A 20756-nucleotide genomic window follows, 5' to 3' on the forward strand; every position below is an offset into this window, starting at 1 on the left:
CTGCATGTCCACTTGGCTGTTTACCTATGGATCGAGCACCGATCCCGATCATTTCGCGGAGGATTTCGGCAAGCCCGAGGCCTTTGCCGCGGCGAGCGTGGCAGATCATCGGCTGGCCTTCGTCAACTATCGCGAGGCGTTCGGCGGCGGGACTTCGGCAATCGTGCCCGCGCCCGGCGCGGAGGCGATCGGCGTCGCCTATCGCATCACGCCCGAGCAGCACGCGAAGCTCGCCAAGGCCGATCCCGACTATGCGCTGCAGCCGATCCGGGCGCGGATCGGGGGCGAGATCGTCGAGGCCGAGGTGCTGCTGCCGCGCACGATCCATGGCTTCGCGTCGCCCACCGACGCCTATATGGCGCGGATCCGGTACGGCCTGACCGGCTTCTATCCCATCGCGCAAGTCGATGCGGTGATCCGCGCCGCGCTCGACCGGCGCTGGCTGTTCGACGGCCTTCCCGCACAATGGGCCGCCGAGGCCGAGCCGCGCATGGAATATGGCACGCTGTTCCGCCGGCTGCTGCCGTGGAAGGGAGGCGTGCGCACGCCCTGGGGCGGCGCCGTCGCCACCATCGCGCCGGGCACGGCCAGCGAATTGTTCCCGCACGACGAGGAAGAGCTGGCATTCGTGCTGTCGGGCAGCGGCAGGCTGCGGCTCAACGCGCATGAGCGCGCGCTCGGCCAGGGCGACCTCATCTATTTCGAACCCGAATGCGAGCATGTCGTGACCAACGACCAGGGCGAGGAGCCGCTGGTCGTGCTGTTCCTCTGGTGGGGCGGCGCGGACGGCGTGGCGTGGGCGGGGCGCAAGATCTGACGCGATCCTTCGCGTTTCTGGCGGGAGCGGAGCAATGACGGACGTGAAGACGGCAACTCTCAACCGGCGCGGTTTCCTTGGCGCCATGGGCTCGGCAATGGCGGCGGCCGGCACGGCGTCTGCCCGCGCGGCAATCGCGGCGCAGGATACCGAATTCGACTATATCGTCATCGGCATGGGATCGGCGGGGTGCGTCGTCGCCAACCAGCTGAGCGCGCAGGCCGGACTTCGCGTGCTCGCGCTGGAAGCCGGCCCGACCGACTATACGCCGATCATCCAGGACCCCGACAATTACTACAAGGCCAAGGGCTCCCCGATCTACGACTGGAACTATCAGACGATACCCCAGCCCCACATCGACGGCCGCATCATCCCCGCGCCGCGCGGCCGGGCCTATGGCGGGTGCAGTTCGATCAACGCGATGATCTATATCCGCGGCAACCGCGCGGACTATGACAATTGGGCCTATCAGGGGAACAAGGGCTGGGCCTATGCGGATGTGCTGCCGCTGTTCATCGCAGCCGAGGGCAACCGCGACATCCACGGGCCGCTGACCGGCAACAAGGGCCCGCTCACGGTCCAGAACTATCCGCGCAAGAGCCTGCCGGGCGTGGCATTCGTCGAAGCGGCGGTGCAGATGGGCTTCAAGGGGCCGGACTGGAACTTCAACGGTGCGATCCAGGAGAACGGCGCGGGCTTCTATCAATTCACCATCCGCACCGAACTGCGCGACGGGAAGCCGAGGCTGGAGCGATGCAGCCTCGCCAAGGCCTATCTCCACCCCGCCATGGGGCGCACCAACCTCACCGTCCGGCACGATGCGCCGGTGAAGCGGCTGATCGTCGAGGGCGGCCGGGCCGTCGGCGTGGAATATGTGCTCGATGGCCAGACGCTGCAGGCCCGCGCGCGCCGCGAGATCGTCCTGTGCGCCGGCGCAGTCACTTCGCCCGCGATCCTGATGCGCTCCGGGATCGGCCCGGCCGACGCACTCCGCGCGCTCGGCATCCCGGTCGTGCTCGACCTTCCCGGCGTTGGCGAGAATCTCCAGGATCATCCGGTGCTGCCGGTCGCCTATCGCGCGGTTCCGACCTTGCCGCCGCTCTGGGCCAGCGGCGTTCAGGCCGGGCTGTTCGTCAAGACGCAAAGCCACGCCCATTCGGCGGCGCCCGATCTCCAGTTCCATTTCTGGCAAGGCGACGACGACGACGCCAATTCCTTCTCCTTCTCGCCGACTGTCGTCCGGCCGTCGAGCCGCGGCCGGATCCGGCTCAAATCGGCGGACTATACCGTCGCGCCGCTGATCGACCCCAACTACATGCAGACCCAGGCCGATATCGACGTGATGATCAAGGGCATGGAGCTGTCGCGCGAACTGGTGCGCCAGCGGGCGTTCAAGGGCGTGGCGGGCGCGCCGCTGCACGACTTCGGATCGGCGAGGACGCCCAGGGAAATGACCGACTATATCCGCAAGAACCTGCGGACGATCTATCACCTCGCCAGCACCTGCAAGATGGGGCTCGGCGCGGACGCCGTGGTCGATCCCGAACTGAAGGTCTACGGCATTGCCGGCCTGCGCGTCGCCGACGCCTCGATCATGCCCGAAGTGATCAGCGGCAACACCAACGCCGCCTGCGCGATGATCGGCCAGCGCGCCGCCGACATGATCCTCGGCAAGGGCAAGCGCCCGTGAGCCGGCGCGCCCGCGCCGAGACGGCTGATAGCGGCACCGCATCCTTTGCCCGGCTGGAATCCGAGGTCCGCGTCTATTGCCGCGACTTTCCCGCGGTATTCGCGCGGGCGCGGGGAGCCGAGCTCTTCGACGAGGAGGATCGGCGCTATCTCGACCTGCTGGCCGGCGCGGGAGTGCTCAACTATGGGCACAATCCGCCCGAGATCGTCGCGGCGATCAGCGACTATCTGGCCGAGGGCGGAATTGTCCACGCGCTCGATCTGCACACGGTGGCCAAGCGCCGGTTCCTCGACGCGTTCGAGCGCCATATCCTCGTGCCGAGAGGCCTGGACTACAAGATCCAGTTCACCGGCCCGACCGGCACCAACGCCATCGAAGCGGCGCTCAAGATCGCGCGCCGGGTCACCGGCCGGCACTCCGTGATCGCTTTCACCAACGGCTATCACGGCGTATCGCTCGGCGCATTGGCGACCACGGGCAATGCCGCCAAGCGACGCGCCGCCGGCATCCCGCTCGGCAGCGTCGACCGGCTGCCCTTCGACGGCTATTTCGGCGGCGAGATCGATACGGCCGCCTATCTCGCGCACATGCTCGCCGATCCCGGCAGCGGGATCGATCCCCCCGCGGCAATCCTGCTGGAAGTCGTCCAGGCCGAGGGCGGCATCAACGTCGCCTCGGACGCCTGGCTGCGCTCCATAGCGGAGATCGCCCGCGCGCACGACACGCTGCTGATCGTGGACGATATCCAGGCGGGCTGCGGGCGTACCGGCAGCTTCTTCAGCTTCGAGAAATCCGGGGTCCGGCCCGACATCGTCTGCCTGTCCAAGGCGATCGGGGGCATGGGGCTGCCGATGTCGCTGGTGCTGATGGCGCCCGAGCATGATTGCTGGCGCCCCGGCGAGCACAACGGCACCTTCCGTGGCCATAACCTCGCCTTCGTCGCGGCAACCGCCGCCATCGAGAACCATTGGCGCGACGAGCGGCTGGAACGGCGTATCGCGACAAGCGCCGCGCAGCTCGATGCGCGGCTGCGCGCGCTGCCGGGGCATGGCAGGCCGGGCGGATTCGAGCTGCGGGGCCGAGGCATGATCCGCGGCCTGGCCTGGCGCGACCCATATGTCGCCGGACGAGTCTCGGCTGCCGCCTATGCGCGCGGCCTGATCGTCGAAACCTGCGGTCCGCACGGCGAAGTGCTGAAGCTGCTGCCCCCGCTGACGATTGCCGCCGCCCAGATCGACGAAGCGGCCGACCTGCTCGGCGAGGCGATCGCCGATGCGCTTCCCGTCCGCGCAAGTGCGCTCGCAACGGCCTGACCCGCAGTGCGCGGACCCAGCCTTCTGGTGGTGGGGGCTGGCATCAACGGCCTGTGGATCGCCTGGCGCTTCCTCCGCGCCGGCTGGCAGGTGACACTGGCGGATGCCGGCCCCTTGCCCAATCCGGCTGCGGCATCCTGGGACCAGCATCGGCTGATCCATCCGCTGGGCGCAGAATCCGAAGCGGATGTCCATGCGATCGAAGCTGCGATGGGCGGCTGGGCGGAACTCTGGTCACGGCTCGGCCACAGCCATTATCGCCAGACGGGAGGCCTGCTCGGCGGCCGCATAGAGGCTCGCTCGATCTTTCTGGGCGCGGCCGGCTGGCCCTGCCAGCGCGTCGGCAGGGCCAGCCTCGCCGCCCTGGTTCCGGGGCTGCGGCGCCATCCGGAAAGCGGCGGACTATGGACGCCGCGTGCCGGCGTGCTGCTCGCCGACCGCATCGTCGCCGACATGGTCTGGCTGATCGATGGGCTCGGCTGCCGCCTCCTCCCCCATCGGCCCGTCCTGGAAGACGAAATCCGCGAAGGGCGCTTCCTCCTCGATCGCGGCGAACGCTTCCAGCCCGACCTGGTCATCGTCGCAGCGGGTGCCGGCACCGGCGAGGTGGTGCGCGAACTCGCGCCGCGGCTCGCCGGTGTCGACCAGACGATGTTCTATTTCTCCGCACCCCAGGCCTGGGAGCGTGCGCCCCTTCTCATCGATTTCGGCCCCCGCGACACCCTGTGGGTCGCGCCGCCGGTTGCCGGCACGATGCTAAAGCTCGCCGCCACCGATCTTGCCGTATCGAATGGCCCCTTCGACAACGACGCGCTGTCGGACCGCATCGCCGAGACGTTTCGCACCAACGAATGGCGGTTCGTGCGCCAGGCCCGTTGCCGCTATTGCCGCACGGCCGACGGCATGCGCATCCTGGAACCCGTGAAGGGCACCGACCAGCGGGTCTGGGTGGTCGCGGGCTGCAATGGCGGCGGCTTCAAGCTGGCACCGCTGGTGGCGGACACGGTCCTGCACCATGCCGCCGGGCGGGCGGAGATCCTCGCATGACATCGGCCGGGCCTGACTGGGCACAGCTTCTCGCCGCATTGCCGGGACCGGCAGCAGAGCGCACCATGGTCGGACTTGCGATCGATACGGGACCGCACGGCGCCGATTTGCTCCGCGCGGCCGCGGCGCTGGCCGATGACTTTCCCGGCCTGGGCTATTTGTGGCTCGATGACGGAGCGAGCGCCAAGGGTGGCGGCGCAGCGGCACAGGCAATGGTCGAACGCGGCGTGCGGTTGCTCATCGGACATTTCAACAGCGCGTCCGCGCTCGCCGCCGCTCCCTTCTATGCCCGGACCGGCGCGGTGCTGCTGGCGCCCGCCGCGACGCATCCCGCATTGACCGGCGCGATGCCGCGTTGCTTCCGGCTGTGCCCGCACGATCTGCTCCAGGCCCGGCTGTTTGCCGACACGCTCGCCGTTCCGGGCAAGCGCCCGATATTGATCACGCAGCGGATCGCCCATGGCATCAGCCTGGGCGATGCAATCGAGAGCCGGTTGCGCGACGCCGGACGCGCGCCGCTGCGGATCGATGTCGACGCTCCGGCCGAGATCCTGGAATTGCCACCGGGGCCGGTGGCGGTGATCGGCCGCCATGCATTCGCGGCGGCATTGCTGCCAAGGCTGACATCGCATCCGCTCGTGCTGCTGAGCGACGATTGCCGCACACCGCACCTGCTCGACGCGATCCGGCCCGGCCCGGCCGACCTGCGCGTGGCGGTGATCGGCGGAGCGGCCGATTCGCCATCGGCGCGGGGCGGCGGCGCCTATGCGCTGACCAGCCGCGCAGCCGTCGAAATACTGGCAGGAGCAGTGGAAATGGCAGGTCGCGATCCGGATGCCGTGGCGGGATTGTTGCGCGCCAGGCGCTGGCCCACCTGTCTCGGCACTGTCGGATTCGACGAGCGGGGCGAGGCCCTCGGAATCGGCTGGCATTGGCTGCGGATCGAGCCCGCCCGGCTGGCGGAGGCAGGTTGATGCAGGCGGGCGGCATGACGACCGGCACGGTCGGCCTGTGGCTGGTACCCCGCGAGGGAGAGCATCGCGATCGCGAAGCCGAATTCGACGAACTCGACGCCGCCACGCGCAAGCGGCTGGAGGAAATCCGCTCGCCGGAGGCCCGCGACGCCCAGCTCCTCAGCCGCGCATGGCTCGCGCGCGTGTTGCGCGCGCGCTTCGGGACGGCAAGCGCAGCCTGGAGCGTGGGCATCGACTGCAACGGCCGGGCAACCCTGCGCGGCGCCCCGCCGGAAATCGCGATCGCCTTTGCCCATGGACGCAACACGATCGCCATGGCGATCGGCTATGATTGCGGCGCCGGGCTGGGCGTCGACCTCGAGGACCGGCTCGGCGGCGACGACCCCCTGCTCGCCCCGGTGATGCTCTCGCCGACCGAACTCTCGCGCTATCATTGCCTCGCCACCGGAGAACGCCGGCGGCACTATCTGCTCATGCGGTGGGTGGCGAAGGAAGCCTATGCGAAGGCGCTGGGCAGAGGTCTGGCGCTGGGGTTCGACGCAATCGAAACGATCGAGGCCGCGCCGGGATGCTTCGACATCCGCGATCCCTATGCGCCGAGCGCCCCGAACTGGCAGGTCAGGTTGCTCGAGCCGGACGGCAGCACCGCAGTGGGCGTGGCACTGGCGCTATCCGCTGCCCGACCCGTTGCGATCGATCTCCACGACGCCAAGTCGCCGCCGGTCGGAATGCCCCGCCCGTAGGGAGAACCGGCGGGGCGGCGGGCCCGCGGGGGGAACGGGCCCGGGGGAAGCTCAGATGAAATCCGGCCCGCGCGGCAGGGCGAGAACGAAGACCGCACCCTCCCCGGGTTCGGAAGGCTCGATCGTCAGCGTGCCGCCATGCGCGTCGACGATGGTCTGCGAGATGGCGAGGCCAAGACCGGTGCCATCCACCTTGGTGCTCACCATCGGCTCGAACAGATGCTCGCGAATACCCGTGGGCACGCCGGGGCCGCTATCCGCCACCCGGATACGGACGCGCGCGCCCTCGGCCCAGCTCGCGATGGTGATCCGGCGCGTCGGACTGTCCCACATCGCCTGCGCGGCGTTGAGCAGCAGGTTGGAGAGCACCATCTCCATCTGGATGCGATCGCCCAGCACGCAGGTCGAACCCGGCGCGAGACTGCACACCATCTCGACATCGCCCAGGCACGACAGGCGCGCCCGCACTGTGTCGAGCATCTCGACCAGGCATTCGGGGCGCCCGTCGATCCGGCCGGTCTTCACGAATGCACGCATGCGCAGCACGATGTCCGAGGCTCGCGCGGTCTGCTCGGCGGCATCCTCGATGAAGCCGAGCAGTTGCTCCAGACCATGGATCCGCTGGCGCAGCATCGCCGCGCAACCCTGCATGTAATTGCTAGCGGCCGTCAGCGGCTGGCTGAGTTCATGCGCCATCGCCGCCGCCATCGCGCTCATCGCCGTAAGGCGGGCACGGGCAGTCGGATCGCTCGACGCGCAGATGTCGAGCGGCGAAGCACCCGCTGGAAACCGCGTCGAATCGGTTGCTTCGCTCAAGCCGATTTCGTCGACGTCAGTATTTCGCCTGGCCGCCGATAGCCCGTCGAACCCCATTTACTTCTCCGTGCCTCCGATTTTCTGCCCATGGAAACCGGTATCCCCATGTCCATAGGACGCGCTGCGCCAAGTTGCTTTGCATTTCACGCCAACCACTTGGCAGTTTGCGTCACCCTGCATAAGAATTGGAATGTTCCGGATGCACTCCGGACATGGGGAGGGTCCGCCATGGCTTCGGGGCGTGCGGCCATATTGATGAACTATGTCTCGGTCGCCCTGGAAGTTGGCCTCGATCCTTATCGCATCCTCGCCGACGCGGGCGTCAGCCCGTCGCAGCTCCGCAATCCCGAGGAACGGCTTCCCCGCGGCGCAATCGCCTCGATCCTCGAGCGCTCGGCGATGCAGGCCAACTGCCCGCAATTCGCGATGCTGATCGCCGAGCGGCGCGACCTTTCCTCGCTCGGCCCCGTGAGCCTGGTCCTCCAGCAACAGGAGACGCTGGAAGACGCGATCCGCACGCTGATTCGCTACCAGCACCTGCTGAGCGAGCTGCTCACCTTCAATCTGGAGATCGAGGGCGACAGCGCGCTGGTCCGCACCCAGATCGTCAGCAACATCGATTTCGTGCCGCGCCAGGCGCATGAAGCGGTGGGCGCGATGCTGTCCCGCGCCTTCGCCGAGATCGGGGGCGGCGCGTGGCAGCCCGAATGCCTGCATTTCATGCATGCGGCACCGCGCTCGCTCGAAGTGCACCACCGCGTGCTCGGCTGCCCGGTGATCTTCGGCAGCGACGTCAACGGCGTCGTCTATGGCCGCGAGACATTGCAGGCCCGCAACCCGAACTATCGCTCGAACCTTGCCGCCTATGCGAACAGCTATTTCGAGACGCAGCTCCCCTCGGCCCCGCCGCTCAGCCAAGTCGACCGGACGCGCCGGGCGCTCTACATCCTGCTCGCATCGGGCAACGCCTCCATCGGAAATGTCGCGCGCCACATCGGCGTCTCGCAGCGCACGCTCCAGCGCAGGCTGGAAGCGGAAGGCACCGGCTTCAGCGCGGTGCTGAGCGCGGTGCGGCGCGAGCTCGTGGTCCGGCACCTGCTCAACAACGTCCAGCCGCTCGCCACGATCGGAGAGATGCTGGGCTATGCCTCCCCCGCCGCGTTCACCCGCTGGTTCACCTCGGAATTCGGCATGTCGCCCAGTGCGTGGCGCCGTTCGGCGAATGATGATCCCTTGCCCGCCGTGCCTCCCGCCGATGTCGAGGATCCGGCCCCGGCCGGCCTGAGGGAGATCGAGGCGCCGACGCCCCTGTAAGGCAAGGCGGCAAGGCCATGCCCCTCCCCTTGCGACTCCCCGCGCCGCCTGCGATGTTCCGGCGATGCACGACCTCGACACTTTCATCACCGGACTGCCCAAGGCGGAACTCCATCTGCATATCGAGGGCAGCCTGGAGCCCGAGCAAATGTTCGCCTTTGCCCGCCGCAACAATGTCGCCATCCCCTTCGCTTCGGTGGAGGAGGTGCGGGCCGCCTATGAGTTCTCGAACCTCCAGGACTTTCTCGACATCTATTATGCCGGCGCCAACGTGCTGCGCACCGAGGAAGATTTCCACGACCTCGCCTTCGCCTATTTCGAGCGGGTGGCGAAGGACGGCGTGATCCATGCCGAGATCTTCTTCGATCCGCAGACGCACACGCATCGTGGAATCCCGTTCGGCGTGGTCGCCAACGGGCTGCTCGCCGGCATGGAGGCGGCCGAGACGCGGTTCGGCATCAGCTCCAAGCTGATCCTCTGCTTCCTGCGCCACCTCGACGAGGAAGATGCCTTCAAGACACTGACCCAGGCGCAGCCCTGGCTCGACCGGATCGCCGGCGTGGGCCTGGATTCGTCGGAGCTCGGCCATCCCCCTTCCAAGTTCGAGCGAGTCTTCGCCGCGGCCGCCGCGATGGGGCTCAAGCGGGTGGCCCATGCGGGCGAGGAAGGACCGCCCGAATATGTCGCCGAGGCGCTCGACCTGCTGGCGGTCGACCGGCTCGACCACGGCAATCGCAGCCTCGAGGATCCCGCGCTGGTCGCCCGCCTCGCTCGCTCCTCGATGACGCTCACCGTCTGCCCGCTCTCCAACGTCAAGCTGTGCAACGTCGCGTCGGTCGACACGCATCCGATCGACCGGATGCTGCGGCTGGGCCTGCGCGCCACGGTAAATTCGGACGATCCCGCCTATTTCGGCGGCTATGTCGCCGACAATTACCGCGCGATCGCCAGGGGCCGCGATCTCAGCCGCCACGACCTGGTGACGCTCGCACGGAACAGTTTCCTCGGTTCCTTTCTTTCCGACGACGAAGTCGCCGCGCATCTCGCCCGGGTCGACCTCTATGCGGAGAAACACGCTTGAGCATCGTCTTCACACCCTTCACGCACGAGGAGATGGTGGCAGGCGTCCACGCCATCGCCGCCGCGGCGGAAGCCTGGAACCCCACCCTGCTGGTCGGCGTCGGCCGCGGCGGCCTGGCGCCGGCCGTGTTCCTGTCGCACCGCATGGGCCTCCCGCTCGTCTCGATCGATCATTCGACCAGGATCGCCCAGTTCGGCGAGGAGCTGGTCTCGGTGCTGGCCCGGCGGACCCGCGACGGCGACCGGCTGCTGTTCGTCGAGGACATCAACGACAGCGGCAAGACGATCGGCGAGATCCGCGCCGCGCTTGCCGGCGAAGACGCGATCGCCAGCCGCATCCGCTTCGCCGTGCTGCTCGACAATCTTCGCTCGTCGCAGCAGGTCGACTATCGCTCCCGCCGGATCGATCGCTCGATCGACAAGGACTGGTTCGTCTTCCCCTGGGAGGCCATGGCGCCGCGCGACACGCTCGCCGAGGACGCGATGGAAGTTCCCGAGCGGCTGGCGTGATTTGATGAGGGTTGTTCAGCCTCGGTCAATCGCGGATATGACACGCTCCACCGTGGACACATCCCTGCCGGCGCGCGTTCGTTCCGTCATAGCAGTGCCCAGACTTTAAACTTCGGAGGAACCATGTTGAGAACTCCCAAGCGCCCTCGGTTCGCAGCGCTTGCTCTCATCCTCGCCGGCAGCATCTCGCTGTCCGCCTGTATGACCGCGACCCCCTATCAACCTGCGACCGGCAACGGCACCGCAACCCGCAACGGTTATTCGGACACGCAGATCGAAAGCAATCGCTTCCGCATCAGCTTTTCCGGCAACAGCCTCACCGCGCGCGAGACGGTCGAGCGTTATCTGCTCTATCGCGCGGCGGAGCTGACGCTCCAGCAGGGCTTCGATCACTTCATCCTGGCTGATCGCGATACCGAGAAGAAGACCGACATCGTCCGTGAGCCGGGTGCCTGGGGCCCCGGACCCTGGGGCTATTGGAGCCCATCGTGGCGCTTCTATCGCGGCCCGCGCTGGGGCTGGCGCACCTGGGATCCGTTCTTCGACGATCCCTTCTGGCGCGACCGCGACTGGGACTATCGCACCGTCACCCAATATGAGGCGATGGCGGAAGTGGTGATGGGCAAGGGCCCCAAGCCCGCCGACAATCTGCGCGCGTTCGACGCGCATGAGGTGGTCGCCCGCCTGGGGCCGTCGATCCAGATGCCGAAAGCGAACTGACACCGAGAATGAGCGTCTCTCCCGCAAGCGGGAGAGGCCGGGGGGAGGCTCTACGGATCCTCCCCCTTTTCGTTTCCGGAACGCCGGAAACCGGCATCCCAGGCGGTCGGGGGACCGCGCGGGCGGGGAGAATTGCGAGCCGGCGGCACCGCCGGCTCGCAACCGCCTCAGGCCACCTGGCCGTGGCAGTGCTTGTACTTCAGACCCGAGCCGCACGGGCACGGCGCGTTGCGGCTGACCAGTCCCGCCCATTGCGCCGGATCGGTGCCGAGATCCTCGGCCGAGGGCTGCGGAATGCCCATCTGCGGCAGGTGGGTGGTGACCAGCCCGGCAGCGCCGCCGTCATAATCGTAGGTGTTGTCCTCGCCGGTCAGCGGATCGATGTGCGTGGTCAGGAAATCGGGCAGATCGGGAAGCGCCGGCGCCGGCTCCATGCGGAACTGGGCAAAGGCGAGCGTGCGGGTCACGTCCTCGCGGATCTGGCCCAGCATGCGCTCGAACATCGCGAACGCCTCGTGCTTATACTCGTTGATCGGCGTCTTCTGCGCATAGGCGCGAAGGTGCACGACCTGGCGCAGCGCGTCGAGCATCGCGAGATGCTCCTTCCAGTGATGATCCAGATTCTGCAGCAGGATCGACTTCTCGATCTGGCTCCAGGTCTCGGGCTCGAGATCGACGGCCTTGGCCTCGACGAGCTTGTCCGCGGCCTCGCGGATGCGCTCCTCGACCATCTCCGGCTCGATCTGCGCCTCGTCCCTGATCCACAGCTCGACCGGCGCGTCGACGTTGAGGGTGCCGAGCACCTTCTCCTTGAGATCGTCCACCTTCCACTGCTCGGGATAGGAACCGTGCGGGCAATATTCGCCGACGATCGCGTTCACTGTCTCGGCGCGCATGTCGGTCACGACATCGCCGACCGTCTCGGCGTCCATGATGTCGGCGCGCTGCTCGTAGATCACCTTGCGCTGATCGTTCATCACGTCGTCATATTCGACGACCTGCTTGCGGATGTCATAGTTGCGCGCCTCGACCTTGCGCTGCGCGGTCTCGATCGCCTTGCTCAGCCATTTGGAGCCGATCGCCTCGCCATCGGCGATGTTGTTGCGCATCATCTTGGCGAACAGGGTGTTCGAGCCGAAGATGCGCAGCAGGTCGTCGTCGAGGCTGAGGTAGAAGCGGCTGAGGCCCGGATCGCCCTGGCGGCCCGAGCGGCCGCGCAGCTGGTTGTCGATGCGGCGGCTCTCGTGGCGCTCGGTCCCGAGCACGAACAGGCCGCCGGCCTCCTTCACTTTCTGCTTCTCGGCGGCGATCTCCGCCTTGATCTGCTCGATCGCAGCGTCCTTCGCCGGGCCATCCTCCATCTCGGCGAGCTCGTCATGGACGCGGAACTCGAGATTGCCGCCCAGCTGGATGTCGGTGCCGCGGCCGGCCATGTTGGTGGCGATCGTCACTGCGCCGATGCGGCCCGCCTGCGCCACGATATGCGCTTCATGCTCGTGCTGGCGGGCGTTGAGCACGGCGTGATCGACGCCTTCGCCGGTGAGGAACTCGGAAAGCATTTCCGACTTCTCGATCGAGACGGTGCCGACCAGCACCGGCTGGCCCTTGGCGGCATGCTCCTTGATCTTCTTCGCGATCGCCCGGAACTTTTCGTCGAGCGTCTTGTAGAACTCGTCCTCCTCGTCGACGCGCTGCACCGGCAGGTTGGTCGGGATGGTGACGACGTTCATCTTGTAGATGTCGAAGAATTCCGGCGCTTCGGTTGCCGCGGTGCCGGTCATGCCCGAGAGCTTGGGGTACATGCGGAAATAATTCTGGAAGGTGATCGAAGCGAGCGTCTGGTTCTCCGGCTCGATCTGGACGCCTTCCTTGGCTTCCACTGCCTGATGCAGGCCGTCCGACCAGCGCCGGCCGTCCATCATGCGCCCGGTGAACTCGTCGATGATGACGACCTTGTCGTCCTTTACGATATAGTCGATGTCGCGCTTGAACATCACGTTCGCGCGCAGCGCCTGGTTCAGGTGGTGAACGACCTGGGTATTCTCGAAATCGTAGAGATTGGCGCCCTGGAGCAGCCCGGCGGCCTCGAGCATGCGCTCCACCTTCTCGGTACCGTCCTCGGTCAGCACGATGGTGCGCTGTTTCTCGTCCTTCTCATAGTCCGCGGGCAAGAGTTGCTTCACCACCACGTCGACGCCCATGTAGAGCTCGGACTTGTCGTCGGTGGGACCCGAGATGATCAGCGGCGTGCGCGCCTCGTCGATCAGAATCGAATCGACTTCGTCGACGATCGCGAAGTTGAACGGACGCTGCGTCATCGAGGCGCGTTCATACTTCATGTTATCGCGCAGATAATCGAAGCCGAACTCGTTGTTCGTGCCATAGGTGATGTCCGATCCATAGGCCTCGCGGCGTTCATGATCGGAAAGATTGGGGATGATAACGCCGACGGTGAGGCCGAGGAACTTGTAGACTTGGCCCATCCATTCCGCGTCGCGCTTCGCGAGATAGTCGTTGACGGTGACGACATGGACGCCGTCACCGGGCAGCGCGTTGAGATAGGTCGCCAGCGTCGCGACCAGCGTCTTGCCTTCGCCGGTGCGCATTTCGGCGATCTCGCCGCGGTGGAGCACGATGCCGCCGACCATCTGCACGTCGTAATGGCGCTGGCCCAGCACGCGCTTGGCCGCCTCGCGCACCGTGGCGAAGGCTTCGGGGAGCAGGCTGTCGAGCTTCTCGCCGTTCGCGAGCCGCTCGCGGAACTTCACCGTCTGGCTCGAAAGTTCCTCGTCGCTCATCGCCGAAATCACCGGCTCGAAGCCGTTGATCTTGTTCACGATGCTGCCGAGCGACTTCACATAGCGATCGTTCGAGGAACCGAAGAGGGTCTTGGCAAAACCGCCGAGCATGGATTTTCCAGTCTATGTCTAGGGTGGTCGGACGGGCGCGCCGCTGCGGCCGGCGCCCGTTTGAACGTGAAAACCGAAAAGACGGCCGCCGGGTTCAGCGGACCGCGAGGAAGCTCATTCGAGCCGGCGCTCGAAGGGCAGGTGCAACTGCCCGAGCGCAAGTTGCGCGGAACCCAGCGGAGCCGCCCGTTCCGGCCGGAGGAGCGGCACCGCGACGGCAGGCGCCGCATGGCGGGCGGGAAGAACGGCCGCCTGGGCAGCCTGGGCCGCCTGGATCACCGCCACGCCCTGCACCTGCCGCATCCCGCCGCGATCGGCCTGACCGGCACCGGTCAGGCTCGCGAGGAAAGCAGTCAGGAGAAGCAGCAGTTCCAAACGGCAAGTCTCTAAAACGGCACGGACAGTCATCCATGCTGGTGATCGGGACATAGTGACTCGATTCGGCTTCGCCAATCGTAAATCGTCGCCAGTCTCATACGCTAGGTCCTTCGGCGGATTCGCACCGGCCCGCGGTTCTCGCATCAGATACATGGACACCGTCGTCTCGACGCTCTGCTTGCCACCGGTCTGGGCGGGTTAGCGCGCCCCTGTATGGCAGCGATGGAAAGAGCCCAACCGCGCCTCGCTCCGCGGCGAGATCCAGGTGAAGGGGCCGGATTGAACCGGGCACGCACCCGCATCAAGGCGCCGACCGTCTCGTCCAGCGCACCGAAATCGCCGGCACCGTTCATATGCGTCAGGGCGCGCGGGAAATGGCCATTTCCACCATGCCGGTCGTCGCCTTCGGCTGGCCCGTGGCATCGAGCGGCGGAACAAATGGTCCCAATCCCCCAGTGCAGGGACTAGGCATCGGCGTGAATATTCCCTCCTGCCCGGTCGGCGTATCGCGGCAATTCTCCACCTTGCCACTTTCGGTGATGTCGAACTGCACCAGCCTTCGGCCGAGCAGTGTCTGTTTGGGCTCGGCATAGAATCGGGCGGGCTCCGCATCGTCACCGAAGCGCTGGACATATTCGACGGTAATCGCGCGCGGCACGCCCCCTCCGCCCACCGCTTCGAGCATGCCGGCCGGAAGCTCGGTGCCGAGATCCTCGCAGACCGCATAGACTCCGCTGGCCGCTCGGCCCTCCGACCTTTCCTCGCATCCCAGGACCTTGTCGTCTGCCGACAAGCGGATCACCCCCGCCACGTGCGCGGAGACGATTGGCCGGGGCGGCGTGGGCGGGATCTGCCAGATGACACTGCTGTGATAGGGCATGCCCGGTCGAGGAGCACTGAACCGCGCACGCCGCGCGATCAATGCACAGGTCGCCGCATCGAGATCCGCGAAACCCGAGGAAGCCGTGATCTCGCAACGCTCGACGTTTCCGTCACCAGCGACGGTCAGCTTGAACTTCACCTCCCCCTCTTCATCGTTCCGCAGCGCGCTGGCCGGATAATCGTCTTCGGTGATCCATTCCTGAAGGTTGAGCGGCTTGAGGCCGGGCCCATCCTGCCCAGCCGGTGCCGCCTGCATCGCCAGCACCGCCACAGTCACCAAAAGCATTTGATCTTTCCCCCGCCTTGCCCGAAGCGGGCGCCAGCTTAGCAACAGGTCCGCACATGTCCATCGAACGCTCCCCGCTCGCACTTCCCTTCCCCGCGCTGCCGGCCATTCCCGGCGTCACCACGCGCGTCGCCCGGGCGCGATACAAGAGCTGGGACCGCTGCGACCTGACCTTCATCGAGCTGGCGCCGGGCACCACGGTGGCGGGCGTGCTGACCAGCAGCAAGTGCCCCTCGCCCGAAGTGGAATGGTGCCGCAAGGCGCTGCCGCTGGGCGAGGCGCGCGCGCTGGTGGTGAATGCGGGGAATTCCAACGCCTTCACCGGCAATCGCGGCCGCGCCGCGGTGGAAGCCATCGCCGCCCGCACCGCCGCGCATCTCGGCTGCCGGCCCTCCGACGTGTTCATCGCCTCCACCGGCGTGATCGGCGTGCCGCTGCCGATCGACAAGGCCGAAGCCGGCCTCGACAGCGCTTTCACTGCCCCGCCATGCGGCTGGGAAGACGCCGCCGCGACGATCATGACCACCGACACTTTCGCCAAGGGCGCGGTGGCGCGCGCCGTGGTGGGCGGCAAGACCGTCCAGCTGGCGGGCATCATCAAGGGATCGGGCATGATCGCGCCGGACATGGCGACGATGCTCGGCTTCGTCTTCACCGACGCCGCCGTCGATCCGGCCTTCCTCCAGGCCGCGCTGAGCGACGCCAACCGCAAGAGCTTCTCGTGCATCACAGTGGACGGCGACACCTCGACCAGCGACACCGTGCTCGCCTTCGCCACCGGCAGCGCGGGCAACGCCATGCTGGCAAGCGACGAGGATGCGGGCGCCGACGCCTTCCGCGCCGCGCTTCGCGACTTGTGCCACCAGCTTGCCCAGCTCGTCGTGCGGGACGGCGAAGGCGCGCAGAAGCTGATCGAGATCACCGTCGAGGGGGCGGAGAGCGATGCCAGCGCGCACCGGATCGCCATGTCGATCGCCAATTCGCCGCTGGTGAAGACCGCCGTCGCCGGCGAGGACGCCAATTGGGGCCGGGTGGTGATGGCCGTGGGCAAGGCCGGCGAACCGGCCGAGCGAGACCGGCTCGCCATCCGCTTCGGCGCCACCCAGGTGGCGCGCGACGGACTGGCGGTGGAGGGCTATGACGAAGCGCCCGTCGCCGCGCACCTCAAGGGCCGCGAGATCGAGATCGGCGTCGAGCTGGGGCTGGGCGAGGGCCGCGCCACCGTGTGGACCTGCGACCTGACCCACGGCTATATCTCGATCAACGCGGACTATCGCAGCTGAACGCACGCGCGGCGCAGCTGAACGCAAGAGCGAAGGCGGCGGGCGCCCCGCCCGCCTCCCCGGAACTCAGGCGACGTTCGACGTGCCCGCGACCAGCGAGCGCTCGACCCACTGCTTGATCGCGCTCTTCGGCATCGCGCCGACCTGAGTCGCGGCCGGCTGGCCGTCCTTGAACAGGATCATCGTGGGAATGCCGCGCACGCCGTACTTGGTCGGCGCGTCGGGATTCTCGTCGATGTCGATCTTGATGATCTCGACCTTGTCGGCCAGTTCGTCGGCCAGTTCCTCGAGCGCGGGAGCGATGATCTTGCACGGCCCGCACCATTCCGCCCAGAAATCGACGAGCACGGGCTTGCCTGCCTCGAGAACGTCTGCGGAAAAGCTGGCGTCGGTGGTCGCCTTGGTGGCCATGATCAAACTCCTGATACGATGTCGGCCGCTAATCTATGATCGCTCCCCGCAGGGTCAAGCGCGCAAGCCCAAGCTTTGCTCCATATCCGTGAAGCCCGGCTTGTGCGCCGAGAGCAAGTCGGCGGGCAAGGCGTGGAGCACCGGCCCCGCTGCGTAGAGGAGCGCCGCCTCGACCGTGCGCCCCGGAAATATCACCCCAAGTGCAGCGACATAGGCGGCCATTTGCCGGAGGTGATAGGGCGGGATCTCCGCCAGGGTGGCAGGCGCGCGGCGGCCGGTCTTGAAGTCGATCACGCGGACATGGTCGGGCCCCACCACCAGCCGGTCAACCGTGCCCGAGACGACCAGCCCGTCCCCCAGCACCGCCGCGACCGGCGCCTCGCCCAGGGCCCCGGGGCCGAACAGCTCGGCAAAGCGCGGGTCCTCGGTAACCGCGAGGGCGGCCGCGACGAGTTCGGCGCGCTGCCCGGGATCCGAGACGCCGCCCGCCCCGGCCAGCCAGCGCTCGGCGGCGGCAGCCCGCTCGCCCGGCGTAACCGACGGTAATCGCTCGAACAAAGCATGGAGCAGCCGGCCGCGCTCGGCGGCGGCGCGCAGCGCGGGCGTGGGCGGCGGATCGGCAACGGCGTCGTCGCCCAGCGAGGAGGGTGCAAGGGGGCGCGGCGGGCGCGCTTCTTCGGGCGCCGGGCGGCGAGCCCAGGCGGGGAGCGCGGCCACGTCGGCCGGTCCCTGTGCAGGGCGCGGCCTGGCGGCAACTGGCGCCTGCGGCCGCAAGCCCTTGAATTCGCGCACCTCCCCCTCGGCCACGCCGAGGGCGTCAAGGGCGGCGGTGCTGGCGGCGTACCAGCTCTTCTGCGGGGGGACGCCCTTGGCCTGGGGGCCCAGCGCGCCGGCTATGACCAGCCGCTCCTCGGCCCGGGTGGCGGCGACGTAGAACAGCCGCCAATGCTCGCTAAGTTCACGCATATCGACATATTCGATGACATGGGCCAAGGCCCCCCGCTCAGCGGCGCGGGGCCGGAAGATCGGCAGCTTTCCAGACGCTGCAGACGGTTCCCAACCCAGAAAGTCGCGCGGGGACCGCGTGGGATCGACCGTGGCATCGGCGAGGATGACCAGCGGCGCCTGCAACCCCTTGGCGCCGTGCGCAGTCATCACCCGCACCGCGCCTTGCGGCTGGGCCGCATCGCGCACGATCTCCACATCGCCGCGATCGAACCAGTCGAGGAATCGCTGCAGCGAGGGTGTCGCCAACTTCTCGAAATTGAGCGTCGCGTTCAGCAGCTCCTCGATCGGATCGCGCGCCTCCTCACCCAGCCGGCGCAGCAGCTTGCGGCGCCCGTCCAGCGGCCCGGAGAGGATTTCCTCGAGGAAACGATAGGGCGTGGCGATGTCCGCGCGCGCGAGCAGCGCATAGAGCGGGGCCAGCCGCGCCTCCGCCTGCGTATTCCGAAGGTGGCGCCACAGCCCGCCCTTCCCGCGCACCGCAGCGGCCATCAACTCGTCCTGGCTCCAGCCGATCAGCGGCGAGACCAGCAGCGACGCCAGCGAAAGATCGTCCTCGGGCTGGAGCGCGAAGCGGATCGCGGCGAGCAGGTCCTGCACCGCCAGCGGCGCGTTCAGCCGCAGCCGGTCGACGCCCGCCACCGGCACCCCCTCGGCATAGAGGCGCGCGACGATCAGCGAAGCGAGCTCGCCGCGGCGCTTGACCAGGATCATCACATCCTCGGGCGCCAGCTTGCGCCCCTTGCTCTCCAGGTCGAGATTGCCGATCCAGCCCTTGATCGCGCGGGCGATGTCGCCGGCGAGCTTGCGGGTGGCATCGCTCACCCACTCCTCCTCGTCCGCCTCGCCGCCGCCTTCGGTAACCGGCGGCCACAGGGTCACGGTGCCGGGGCCCGGCACTTCGCTGGCATGCGGCTCGACATCGGAAAGCTCGCCCATGCCCGGCGCCGGCAGCGCACCGAGCGCGGCATCGACGAATTCCAGCACCGGACGCGTCGACCTGAAGCTGTGGGTGAGCGACAGCTCCTCCACTTCGCGCGGCTCCACATCGAAGTCCGGATCGGGATGGATGCGCGACCGGGCGAGAAACCGCTCGAAGGCCGCGCGGAAGAAGATCGGGTCGGTGCCCTGGAAACCGAAGATCGCCTGCTTGTAGTCGCCGACGGTGAACAGCGTGCGGACAGTCTCCGCACGCGCGCCCTCGCCGACGAAGAACTCGTCCGCGATCGCCGCGACGATCGCCCATTGCTGGGGATTGGTGTCCTGTGCCTCATCGATCAGGACATGCTCGGTCGCCTGGTCGAGCTTGAAGCGCACCCATTCGCCCATGCCGGGCTCGCCGAGCAGCGCGACGGTGCGGTGGATCAGGTCGTTGAAATCGACTGCGCCCAGGCGCCGCTTGGCCCGCGCATAGGTCTCGGCATAGATTCGGCCCGCTTCAAGCCCCGAGGCGAGCAGGTCCGCATAGGCGGCCTGGCTCTTCATCCCGAGCAGTTCGGCGCAGGCGGCATGGAGCCGCATCGCATGGTCGGCATAGGCCGGATCCTGCGGCGCCTGCCCCTTGCCGAACGAGCGCGGCTCGCCCTTGGTAGTGGCCCAGATCGAATGGAGATCGGCAAGGCTGGCGGCGCGTGCCTCCGGGGACTTGGACAGCCAGGCCGCGGCGATGTCCGCCCGCTCCAGGCCGCGGGCCGTGCCCCAGTCAGCGTTCATCACCGTCAGCGCGCGCAAGCTTCCGAGATCGAAGGCGTCGTCTCCGCACCGCCGGGCGATCTCGGCATCGACATCGCCCGGGGGCAGCCCCAGCGCCTCGCGCAGCCAAGGCTGGATCAGCAGGGGCAGTTCGGCAAGCGCCTCCCCCTCGCGGGCACAGGCCTTGAGGAAATCCTCGGCCTTGCCCTCGCCCAGGCGCAGCGACAGCGCGCCGACTGCATCCACCACCCAACCCCGATGTTCGCGCTCGGCATCGACGAGCATCTCGGCGAGCGCCTCGCGCGCCAGCACCGCTTCCTCGCGCTGATCGAGCGGGCGAAAGCCGGGGACCAGCCCCGCCTCCATCGGGAAGGCGGCGAGCAGCGACTGGCAGAAGCTGTGGATCGTCTGGATGCGGATGCCGCCCCCGGGCGCGTCGAGCACCTTGGCGAAGAGCTGGCGGGCCCTTTCGCGGCCGGCGGGCGAAATGTTCTCGCCCAGCGCCTCGAGATCGGCGGCCAGTTCGGTATCGGACGCGCGGACCCAGCGGGCGAGCCGGCTGGTGATCCGCTCGGACATCTCGGCGGCGCCGGCCTTGGTGAAGGTGAGGCACAGGATCGCGCCCGGATCGGTGCCGTTCAGCAACAGCCGCCAGACGCGCGCAGCGAGCACCTGCGTCTTGCCGGTGCCAGCCGAGGCGGAGAGCCAGATATGGCGCCCGGGGTCGCTCGCCGTCTTCTGATTGCCCTTGAGCCTGTGGAGGGGGCGGACTTCAGACATTTTCGATATCCGCGATCCGTTCGATATCCGTGATCCGCGCCTCCACCCCCGTCATCCCCGCGCAGGCGGGGACCCAGAGCGAGGCAGGACCCGCAGGGCCGAGTGA

Annotated in this window: 17 protein-coding genes; 11 read left to right on the top strand and 6 right to left on the bottom strand. The window is 67.7% G+C overall.

Going from position 1 to position 20756, the window contains the following annotated elements:
• Positions 1-4 precede the first annotated feature (4 nt).
• From FFS08_RS03670 to FFS08_RS03695, 6 genes are read left to right on the top strand one after another with little or no spacing between them, the layout of a single operon-like run.
• Entirely contained in the window at positions 5-817 is an 813-nt protein-coding gene (locus FFS08_RS03670) for a cupin domain-containing protein (RefSeq protein ID WP_137863197.1), read from the top strand.
• Positions 818-851: 34 nt separating this feature from the next.
• The gene (locus FFS08_RS03675; RefSeq protein ID WP_137863196.1) at positions 852-2507 is read left to right on the top strand and encodes a GMC family oxidoreductase; all 1656 of its coding nucleotides are present in this window, start codon (positions 852-854) and stop codon (positions 2505-2507) included.
• The gene (ectB, locus tag FFS08_RS03680; RefSeq protein WP_137863195.1) at positions 2504-3820 is read left to right on the top strand and encodes a diaminobutyrate--2-oxoglutarate transaminase; all 1317 of its coding nucleotides are present in this window, start codon (positions 2504-2506) and stop codon (positions 3818-3820) included. The genes FFS08_RS03675 and ectB overlap by 4 nt, the downstream gene beginning before the upstream one ends.
• A gap of 6 nt (positions 3821-3826) precedes the next feature.
• A complete protein-coding gene (locus FFS08_RS03685) occupies positions 3827-4867 on the top strand; it encodes an NAD(P)/FAD-dependent oxidoreductase (RefSeq protein ID WP_137863194.1) in 1041 nt (346 codons plus the stop codon).
• Positions 4864-5841, top strand: a complete 978-nt coding sequence (locus FFS08_RS03690; protein ID WP_137863193.1) for an ABC transporter substrate-binding protein — start codon at positions 4864-4866, stop codon at positions 5839-5841. Before FFS08_RS03685 ends, FFS08_RS03690 begins: the two co-directional genes overlap by 4 nt.
• Positions 5842-5855: 14 nt before the next feature.
• The gene (locus FFS08_RS03695) at positions 5856-6584 is read left to right on the top strand and encodes a 4'-phosphopantetheinyl transferase family protein (protein WP_171012455.1); all 729 of its coding nucleotides are present in this window, start codon (positions 5856-5858) and stop codon (positions 6582-6584) included.
• Between the two features lie 51 nt (positions 6585-6635).
• Here the strand turns inward: FFS08_RS03695 and FFS08_RS03700 are convergent, their stop codons facing one another.
• On the bottom strand, positions 6636-7400 hold the full coding sequence (locus FFS08_RS03700) for a sensor histidine kinase (protein ID WP_171012456.1): 765 nt from the start codon (positions 7398-7400) through the stop codon (positions 6636-6638).
• Positions 7401-7628: 228 nt separating this feature from the next.
• Here FFS08_RS03700 and FFS08_RS03705 point away from each other — a divergent pair, with 228 nt between their 5' ends.
• From FFS08_RS03705 to FFS08_RS03720, 4 genes are all read left to right on the top strand, one after another.
• Complete coding sequence (locus FFS08_RS03705; RefSeq protein ID WP_171012457.1) at positions 7629-8714, top strand: AraC family transcriptional regulator; 1086 nt, start codon at positions 7629-7631, stop codon at positions 8712-8714.
• 64 nt (positions 8715-8778) lie between these two features.
• Entirely contained in the window at positions 8779-9795 is a 1017-nt protein-coding gene (locus tag FFS08_RS03710; protein ID WP_137863261.1) for an adenosine deaminase, read from the top strand.
• Entirely contained in the window at positions 9792-10304 is a 513-nt protein-coding gene (locus FFS08_RS03715) for a phosphoribosyltransferase (RefSeq protein ID WP_249341123.1), read from the top strand. The genes FFS08_RS03710 and FFS08_RS03715 overlap by 4 nt, the downstream gene beginning before the upstream one ends.
• Positions 10305-10427: 123 nt before the next feature.
• Positions 10428-11024 carry a CC0125/CC1285 family lipoprotein gene (locus tag FFS08_RS03720; RefSeq protein ID WP_137863262.1) on the top strand — a complete coding sequence of 199 codons (597 nt, stop codon included), beginning with the start codon at positions 10428-10430 and terminating at the stop codon, positions 11022-11024.
• Positions 11025-11191: 167 nt separating this feature from the next.
• Here the strand turns inward: FFS08_RS03720 and secA are convergent, their stop codons facing one another.
• The 3 genes from secA to FFS08_RS03735 all read right to left on the bottom strand — a co-directional run bounded on the left by secA (position 11192) and on the right by FFS08_RS03735 (position 15479).
• Positions 11192-13933: a preprotein translocase subunit SecA gene (secA, locus tag FFS08_RS03725; protein ID WP_137863263.1), complete on the bottom strand. Its 2742-nt coding sequence runs from the start codon at positions 13931-13933 to the stop codon at positions 11192-11194.
• 114 nt (positions 13934-14047) lie between these two features.
• The gene (locus tag FFS08_RS03730; RefSeq protein ID WP_137863264.1) at positions 14048-14308 is read right to left on the bottom strand and encodes a hypothetical protein; all 261 of its coding nucleotides are present in this window, start codon (positions 14306-14308) and stop codon (positions 14048-14050) included.
• 361 nt (positions 14309-14669) lie between these two features.
• Positions 14670-15479 (bottom strand): energy transducer TonB, encoded by an 810-nt coding sequence (locus FFS08_RS03735; RefSeq protein WP_137863265.1) that lies wholly within the window; start codon positions 15477-15479, stop codon positions 14670-14672.
• A gap of 56 nt (positions 15480-15535) precedes the next feature.
• Between FFS08_RS03735 and argJ the strand changes: the two genes are divergently transcribed.
• Positions 15536-16762: a bifunctional glutamate N-acetyltransferase/amino-acid acetyltransferase ArgJ gene (gene argJ / locus FFS08_RS03740; RefSeq protein WP_137863266.1), complete on the top strand. Its 1227-nt coding sequence runs from the start codon at positions 15536-15538 to the stop codon at positions 16760-16762.
• Positions 16763-16828: 66 nt separating this feature from the next.
• Here argJ and trxA read toward each other — a convergent pair whose 3' ends face one another.
• Together trxA and addA are read right to left on the bottom strand one after the other, a co-directional pair.
• Positions 16829-17173 (bottom strand): thioredoxin, encoded by a 345-nt coding sequence (trxA, locus tag FFS08_RS03745; RefSeq protein ID WP_137863267.1) that lies wholly within the window; start codon positions 17171-17173, stop codon positions 16829-16831.
• Between the two features lie 54 nt (positions 17174-17227).
• Positions 17228-20650: a double-strand break repair helicase AddA gene (gene addA / locus FFS08_RS03750; RefSeq protein WP_137863268.1), complete on the bottom strand. Its 3423-nt coding sequence runs from the start codon at positions 20648-20650 to the stop codon at positions 17228-17230.
• Between the last annotated feature and the right edge of the window lie 106 nt (positions 20651-20756).

It is taken from the genome of Sphingomonas sp. 1F27F7B (assembly GCF_005503355.1).
In the GTDB taxonomy this organism is placed as follows: Bacteria; Pseudomonadota; Alphaproteobacteria; order Sphingomonadales; family Sphingomonadaceae; genus Sphingomonas.